The organism is Candidatus Korarchaeota archaeon NZ13-K, assembly GCA_003344655.1.
In the GTDB taxonomy this organism is placed as follows: Archaea; Korarchaeota; Korarchaeia; order Korarchaeales; family Korarchaeaceae; genus Korarchaeum.
Genome location: MAIU01000007.1, coordinates 24,403 through 31,207, shown reverse-complemented (window position 1 = coordinate 31,207; position 6,805 = coordinate 24,403). Strand labels below are relative to the sequence as shown.

General features: G+C 56.0%; 10 protein-coding genes. All 10 read right to left on the bottom strand.

Annotation, left to right across the window (positions count from 1 at the left end; translation table 11 throughout):
• Positions 1–351, bottom strand: a 351-nt coding sequence (locus BA066_02040; protein RDD53933.1) for an NADH-quinone oxidoreductase subunit L, incomplete at its 3' end; no start/stop codon positions are given.
• Positions 348–1,871, bottom strand: a complete 1,524-nt coding sequence (locus BA066_02035) for an NADH-quinone oxidoreductase subunit M (protein ID RDD53932.1) — start codon at positions 1,869–1,871, stop codon at positions 348–350. The genes BA066_02040 and BA066_02035, both read right to left, overlap by 4 nt.
• Positions 1,872–1,875: 4 nt before the next feature.
• The gene (locus tag BA066_02030; GenBank protein RDD53931.1) at positions 1,876–2,181 is read right to left on the bottom strand and encodes an NADH-quinone oxidoreductase subunit NuoK; all 306 of its coding nucleotides are present in this window, start codon (positions 2,179–2,181) and stop codon (positions 1,876–1,878) included.
• A 2-nt stretch (positions 2,182–2,183) separates the two neighbouring features.
• Positions 2,184–2,666, bottom strand: a complete 483-nt coding sequence (locus BA066_02025) for an NADH-quinone oxidoreductase subunit J (protein RDD53930.1) — start codon at positions 2,664–2,666, stop codon at positions 2,184–2,186.
• Complete coding sequence (locus BA066_02020; GenBank protein ID RDD53935.1) at positions 2,644–3,066, bottom strand: NADH-quinone oxidoreductase subunit I; 423 nt, start codon at positions 3,064–3,066, stop codon at positions 2,644–2,646. Before BA066_02020 ends, BA066_02025 begins: the two co-directional genes overlap by 23 nt.
• Before the next feature lie 64 nt (positions 3,067–3,130).
• The gene (locus BA066_02015) at positions 3,131–4,132 is read right to left on the bottom strand and encodes an NADH-quinone oxidoreductase subunit NuoH (protein ID RDD53929.1); all 1,002 of its coding nucleotides are present in this window, start codon (positions 4,130–4,132) and stop codon (positions 3,131–3,133) included.
• A complete protein-coding gene (locus BA066_02010; protein ID RDD53928.1) occupies positions 4,132–5,304 on the bottom strand; it encodes an NADH-quinone oxidoreductase subunit D in 1,173 nt (390 codons plus the stop codon). The genes BA066_02015 and BA066_02010 overlap by 1 nt, the downstream gene beginning before the upstream one ends.
• Positions 5,301–5,777, bottom strand: coding sequence for an NADH-quinone oxidoreductase subunit C (locus BA066_02005; protein ID RDD53927.1), 477 nt, complete (start codon positions 5,775–5,777; stop codon positions 5,301–5,303). The genes BA066_02010 and BA066_02005 overlap by 4 nt, the downstream gene beginning before the upstream one ends.
• On the bottom strand, positions 5,764–6,291 hold the full coding sequence (locus tag BA066_02000) for an NADH-quinone oxidoreductase subunit B (GenBank protein ID RDD53926.1): 528 nt from the start codon (positions 6,289–6,291) through the stop codon (positions 5,764–5,766). Before BA066_02000 ends, BA066_02005 begins: the two co-directional genes overlap by 14 nt.
• Positions 6,276–6,665, bottom strand: coding sequence for a hypothetical protein (locus BA066_01995; GenBank protein RDD53925.1), 390 nt, complete (start codon positions 6,663–6,665; stop codon positions 6,276–6,278). The genes BA066_02000 and BA066_01995 overlap by 16 nt, the downstream gene beginning before the upstream one ends.
• Between the last annotated feature and the right edge of the window lie 140 nt (positions 6,666–6,805).

The window sequence follows — 6,805 nt, the reverse complement described above, 5'->3', positions numbered from 1 at the left end:
GTCGAAGAAGAACCAGTACCTAGTGAGGCCCGGATCACCCTCCATGTACTTCAGGCTGTAGGCTGCTATGAGGAAGCTGAGCCAGGCGACTATCAGGGACATGTAGGCGCTCAGGGAGTCAACGTACACCCCTATGGAAACCCCCAGGCTGCTTATCCAGCCGTAGGATACGTGAATTGGGCCCTCGGAGGAGAGGAAATCCATCAGGGTCAGCGTTGAGAACAGGGCTGATGCTAGTATCGCCAGCACAGCCACTACGTCCCTGAGCCTCCCAGCCCCGCTCAGGACTAGGGAGAGCACCGCGCCCAGGAAGGGGACGGACCAGGTGAGCATGGCGTACATCCGCTTCACCCTAACAGCGACCTCAGGGAGTCAACCATCGGATCTATGAGCAGCTGGGGCATCAGGAAGAGGATCAGACCCATCGCCGCTATCACCATCATTGGACCCAGCAGATCGTATCCGGCCTCGCTCGCATGCTCAGCAGCCTCCGACTCCCCTCCGAAGAATATCCTCCTCATCGTGACGAATGAATAGGCTGTTGAGAGTCCTATCCCCACGAGGAGCAACGCCACTACGCTCACGAACTGCCCTATCCTCATCGAGAAGTCGGACACGCCGGCCACTATCAGCACCTCGCTCCAGAGCCCCAGGGATGGGGGCACGCCCGTTATGTGCATGAAGCCTATCAGCGCCAGGGCAGCCGTCAGGGGCATCTTGGATGCCAGTCCACCCATTCTGCTTAAGCTCCTCAGACCGTGCAGCTGAGTTATCAGCACACCAGCGGTGGCGAATAGAAGGGCCTTCCCCACGGCGTGAGACGCGTAGTGCAATAGAGCCCCTGCCATGCCCAAGGATGTTATGCTGGCTATCCCCATGAGCAGATACCCCATCTGGGAGACGCTGGAGTATGCCAGGAACCTCTTGAAGTCGTCCTGGGCCAGGGCCATCAGACCCCCGTATATTATGGTCAGGAGCGCCAGACCGAGCAGGTAGGGAGCGGCCGCTCCGAACTCAGATGGGAAGAGGACGTAGGCTATCCTTATGAGAGCGTAACCCGCTATCCCTATGAGGTTAGGAGAGAGCAGGGCTGAGACTGGAGTCGGGGCCTCCGCGTGGGCGTAGGGGAGCCATATGTGAACCCCGAAGACGGCCATCTTAACGAAGAGTCCTATGAGGATCGCGATGAAGACGGGAAGCCTCATCGCCTCTGGCAGCATCTCGCCAAGTCCCAAGTTCGCCGCTGCCCTTATCGGATTGTAGAAGTCGAATGTGCGGGCGTTGAGGCCCAGCAGAAGCACGCCCACCAGGAAGGCCAGCGCCCCCACGTGGGTCCATATGAGGTAGAGGAGGGCTATCCTCTCCCTCTTGCCGTATCCGTAGAATGCTATTAGGAGGAAGCTGGGGAGAAGAGAAACCTCCAAGAAGAGATAGAACTCGATCAGGTTTGTTGATAGCACAGTTCCCATCATCGCCGCAGAGAACATGACGTAGAGCATGAAGTAGACTCCCCAGCTTGCCGGTCTGTGACCCTCCCTCTCCATCTCCTCGAACCTGTGCTCCATGTACCTCAGGGAGTATATCGAGATCATTGAGGTCACCAAACCTATGGAGAGAGCCACGGGAGCTGAGATGGCATCCAGAAGCATTGAAAAGTTGCCCAATGTCGGATTGCTCAGTACCACGGGGTCCAGCGCCGGTTCCTTAAGTCCCGTGACAGCCGTCAGCCATGAGATCACCGCCAGCGGTATCAGGAGCAGAAGCGTCGATATTGCGGTCAGCGTCCTCTTGCTCTTGATGAGAGGAAAGAATAGGGATATCAGGATCGGCAATACGACTGAGAGGAACATCGCCGGGACTTTCAGGATCATACTCCTACCCCCTGAACTTCCTCAGCTCATAGGTATCCAGGGTACCCTTCATCCGGAACATCATTATGGCTATCGACACTATGACACCGACCTCCGCCGCGGAGAGCGAGATCGATATCAACGCCAGAGCCCCTCCGACCGGCCCGTAGCCCGAGTCCAGAGAGGCTAGAGAGAGAAGGGAGAGGAGAGCGGCATTAAAAATGATCTCAGCTGATAGGAGCATCCTGATCATGTTCCTCCTGGTCAGGACACCGTAAACCCCTATGGAGAGGAGCAACCCGGAGAGGATCAGGTAATATTGAGCCTCCATCCTCAGACCTCCCTCCTGGCCAGGGTTATCGCCTCTATCAGGGTGGTCACTAGGGCTAGGCTCGCCACAACCAGGGCGAACCAGTACCTCTCGACCAGTATCGATGTTAGCCCCCTGTAATCCAGGTAAAATGAGGGCTGAGCGCTGACATAAAGGAATATCCTGGAGAGGACCAGCGCCGCCAGTAGCAACGATGAGAAAGCGACCAGCTTCAATCCCGGCTCCACCGTCGGGACCTCCCTCATCATGACCAGGGAGAATAGTATGAAGGTGACAGCGGCTCCCACGTAGACTATGAGGTGGAATAGCGCTATTATCGGGAAGCCGAGCAGCGAGAACAGGAGGGAATTCGCTATGCCCACTATCGAGAGGAAGAAGGCCGCGTAAACTATCGATCTGTGGATTATCACCAGGAGCGATGATATCAGGATCAACACGGCTGATATTCCGAATAGGAGAAGATCAGGATTCACCAACTGGCTCATACTTTATCCCCCTCCTCTCATCCAGGATCACGCGGACCCTCTTGGGCTCCCTGAAGTAGAAGGGCTTGGGAACCCCCTTGCTGAACTCCACCGGAGGGTATATCTGCTCCTCGTAGGTGTAATAAGCGACATCATGCACCTTGGTGAACCTGAGGGAATCCGTCGGGCAGATATCCACGCAGAAACCGCAGAAGATGCACCTAGTATAGTTTATCCCCGGCCTCTTGACGGTCTTCCCCTCCCTCTCCGACTCCTCCTTGGAGACGTACATCTTCATCGCATCGGCGGGGCAGACCATTGCGCAGAGGGAGCACTTTATGCAGGAGTCCCAATCGTACTCTATCATCCCCCTGTACCCATCGGGCAGGTCCTGGACCTCATCGGGATACATGAGGGTCATTCTGGGACCCGCCAGCAGGTACTTGAACCCCGTGAGGATGGCCTTCGCGTGCCTGATCGCCCTACTAACCGACAAGACTCACACCCCCTATTATCAGCGAAAGGGAGAGCAGGATCGATATCAGGGAGAGCGGGAAGGCTATCTTCCAGCCTATCCCTATCGCCTGATCTATCCTGAACCTAGGATATACTGCCCTGAGGAAGGCCCCTATCGCCACCAGCAGGAAAGCTTTGATGAAGAGGATCGTTCCCGCGAGGATCGCATCGTTCGAGGGAAGCGGGTTCCACCCACCAAGGAAGAGTATGGAGTAGACCAAGCTGAGGACGTAGAGCTTCACGTAGGAGGCCCCCATCACGAGCCCGTATATTATCCCGCTGTACTCCGTGTAGGGACCTGCCACTATCTCGCTCTCCGCCTCCGGTATCTCGAACGGGAACCTGGAGGTGGACATGTACATGAGTAGGAGCATTGTCAGCGCCGCCACAGGGTTCAGGAGAGCCCCCCAGATTCTCCTCTGGGCCTCAGCTATCTCGACGAGGTCCAGAGAGTTGTACAGGAGTGCCATGGATAGGGCCGATAGGAACATCGGGATCTCGTACGAGATCACCAGGTAGCCCTCCCTCACCCCTCCTATCAGTGAGAACTTGTTGTTGCTCGCCCATCCCATCAGGACAGTGAATATCGGGGCGAGCGTCGTCAGGGCAAGCACTAAGAGCAGGGATACATCGCTTCTGAACGCATAGTATGTCGGGCTCACTGGTATTGCCACCAGGGGGAGGTAGGCCAGCCCGAAGAGGAAGACTGGGGTCATCAGGAATGCTATCCTATCCACTCCCTTAGGTATTATCGGCTCTTGGAAGAGGTACCTCAGCAGATCGGCCACTGTCTGTATCACACCACCCAGGGGCTTCAGGACGTAGAGAGGGCCATATCTGAGCTGCACTTTGGCGGCTATCTTTCTCTCCAGCCATATTATTATGAGCAGGAGAATGAAGGCTGCTATCAATCCGGGAAAAACCAGCGGGATGAATATGTAAGGCTCAAACAATAACCCGATGATGTCCATCACCTATCAGCCTCCGGCGGGAAGTAATCCAGGCTGCCGTAAATCGCGGGGATGTCAGCCACCCTGACTCCCCTGGTGAGATGCTCGAACAGGATGACGTTCCTGAAGGAGGGCGTCACCATCCTCATCCTATAAGGGCTGAGCTTCCCGTCGCTGACTATGTGGAACACGACCTCCCCCCTTCCCCCCTCAACGCGGGATATCGCCTCCCCTGCCGGCACCCTGAGGTTCGCGAAAACCGATGGGAACTTCACCATGCCTCTCCTCTTCATTTCCTCCCTCAACTTTGGCGGTATCAGTTTCTCGTAATTTTCATGAAGTATGGGTCCTTCGGGAATCTTCCTGAGGACCTGCCTTATTATCCTCATGCTCTCCACTATCTCCCTGACCCTGACCATGACCCTGGCGAAGGAATCTCCGGCCTGCTCCGTCACGACATCGAACTCCAGCTCGGGGTAAGCGGCGTACGGCTCTGCCCTCCTCACATCGTAAGCCACACCACTGGCCCTGAGGTTTGGCCCCGTCACGCCGAGCCTTATGGCATCATCCCTGCTGAGGACACCCACCCCCTCCAGCCTAGCCCTCACGACGGGGTTGTTGAAGTAGAGATCGAAGTAGTCCTTCATCCTATTCTCCATGTACCTGAGGACCCTCTCGGCCCTCTCCCCGAAGCCGGCTGGCAGGTCCCTCCTGACGCCGCCCGGTATTATGTAGGAGTAAGTCAGCCTGGCCCCTGTCAGCTCCTGAGCCAGCTCTAAGAATGGTTCCCTGTCTCCGAAGCACCACATGTAAGCTGTGGACGATCCTATCATCACCCCATGTATTCCCAGCCCGTAGAGGTGGCTGTGGATCCTGTTTATCTCCGCCAGGAGGGTCCTGAGATACTTCGCCCTCTCTGGGGGATCTATCCCCAAGAGTTTCTCGACCGCCATCACGTAAGCCAGATTGTTTGCTGTCGTATCGGCCAGGGAGGGCCTCTCCACTAGGGGGATTATCTGCAGGTACTTCTTCACCTCGGCCAGCTTCTCAACGGATCTGTGGACGTATCCTATGTTGGGCCTCAGCTCGACCACCACATCCCCATCAACCTTGGCCACCAGCCTCATGTGGCCGGAGGCCGGGTGCTGAGGACCTATCAGCAGCTCTATCTCCCTCTCCTCCATCGAGCTCATGCATCTATCCCCTCCGTTCTCAACTTGAACTCCTTCCTGAGCGGCGGTGTGCCCCTGTAGTCATCCGGGAGGAGGAGCCTCTCTCCCATCCTCGGATTCCCCTCGAACTCGAGGCCGAGGAGGTCATGCTCCTCATGCTCCTGATACAGTGCGCTGGGCCAAACTTGTACCAGTGAGGGCATCCTAGGGTCATCGTAGGGCAGGGAAACGCGTAGGTTGACGAGGAAGTAGGCCAGTTCGGGATTAGAGTAGGATGAGGTCACGTAAACGACCTCGAACCTCTCATTAGGGTAGTCTATGGCCGTCACGGCCTTCACATGATCCAGCCCCATGTCCCTGAGCCTGATGGCCGCCTCGACCACTCTCTCCCTGCCCACCCTCACCTCCAAGATGTTAGGCTCCCTGGAGCCAACCTCAGCTCCCAAGTCCCTCAGCCTGGCCTCTATCTCAACCCTCAGATCATCGATCCTCATACCTCACCAGCTCCCCGCTCCTTATCCTCCTCTGGAGCATGATTATCGCTTGAGCCACGGCCTCGGGCCTCGGAGGGCAGCCGGGTATGAAGACGTGAACAGGGAGTATGTCCATGGGCCTCACTATGTTGTAACTGTTCCAGAATATGCCGCCATCTATCGCGCAAGCCCCCATGCCTATAACGAACTTTGGCTCCGGCATCTGCTCGTACACCCATATGGCAGCCTCGGCCATCTTCCTGCTCAAAGTCCCCTCGATGAAGAGGAGGTTGCACTGCCTTATCCCTATGAATGGGAGGAACCCAAGCCTCTCAGCATCATATTTGGGTGCAGCCGATGCCGCGAACTCAGCACCGCAGCACGCCGTGGTGAAGTGGACCGGCCAGAGGGAGAAGGAGATTCCCCAGTCCCTTATGTCCCTTATCGGTCTCTTGTTAACCAACCATGCCGCGGCTTTCCTAGCGGACCTCTCCAAGTTCCCAACCAGCATGGTACCCTCTAGGGAGCAGACCATAGTTCCAGCCTCCTGGCTGAGTGGAGACCGAACAGCAAGGGAGGTATCATTATCCCGAGGATCCCGAGGAAGAGCAGAGCTATGAACACGGGACTTCCGTGGGCTTCGAGAAGGAGGAGGAAGGAGTATATCATTATGGGCTCCACAGTGAGGAACAGGATAAGGTAAGGGTAGTACTGCATCATCAATAGGCCCCTGGCCCTGCCCCTCGGAGGGTTGGCGCACTCGTACCTCTCCCTCTTCCTGGGGAATTCCCTGAACGGGGAGATTATCTTCCCGAGCAGGATCCCTATTATACCTATTCCTAATCCTAAAATCAGCCCAAGGGAAAATGTTATCACAACATCGGACCAGGGAGTGGCTGAGATCCCCATTTTTCAATTACCTCCAACGGAGTGCTCCTGGACCCCTTAATTAAAAAGTTATCCATTCAATTTCGGTAAGCATCATCTCGAGTTAATCCAAAATTTCTTATAAAATTTGTGTTTTATTCGACTCTTGATATCTTTTATTA

Excerpts from the sequence above, each read along its gene's own strand:
- BA066_02035 (RDD53932.1), bottom strand. The coding sequence starts at position 1,871 with ATGATCCTGAAAGTCCCGGCGATGTTCCTCTCAGTCGTATTGCCGATC.
- BA066_02030 (RDD53931.1), bottom strand. The coding sequence starts at position 2,181 with ATGGAGGCTCAATATTACCTGATCCTCTCCGGGTTGCTCCTCTCCATA.
- BA066_02025 (RDD53930.1), bottom strand. The coding sequence starts at position 2,666 with ATGAGCCAGTTGGTGAATCCTGATCTTCTCCTATTCGGAATATCAGCC.
- BA066_02020 (RDD53935.1), bottom strand. The coding sequence starts at position 3,066 with ATGACCCTCATGTATCCCGATGAGGTCCAGGACCTGCCCGATGGGTAC.
- BA066_02015 (RDD53929.1), bottom strand. The coding sequence starts at position 4,132 with ATGGACATCATCGGGTTATTGTTTGAGCCTTACATATTCATCCCGCTG.
- BA066_02010 (RDD53928.1), bottom strand. The coding sequence starts at position 5,304 with ATGAGCTCGATGGAGGAGAGGGAGATAGAGCTGCTGATAGGTCCTCAG.
- BA066_02005 (RDD53927.1), bottom strand. The coding sequence starts at position 5,777 with ATGAGGATCGATGATCTGAGGGTTGAGATAGAGGCCAGGCTGAGGGAC.
- BA066_02000 (RDD53926.1), bottom strand. The coding sequence starts at position 6,291 with ATGGTCTGCTCCCTAGAGGGTACCATGCTGGTTGGGAACTTGGAGAGG.
- BA066_01995 (RDD53925.1), bottom strand. The coding sequence starts at position 6,665 with ATGGGGATCTCAGCCACTCCCTGGTCCGATGTTGTGATAACATTTTCC.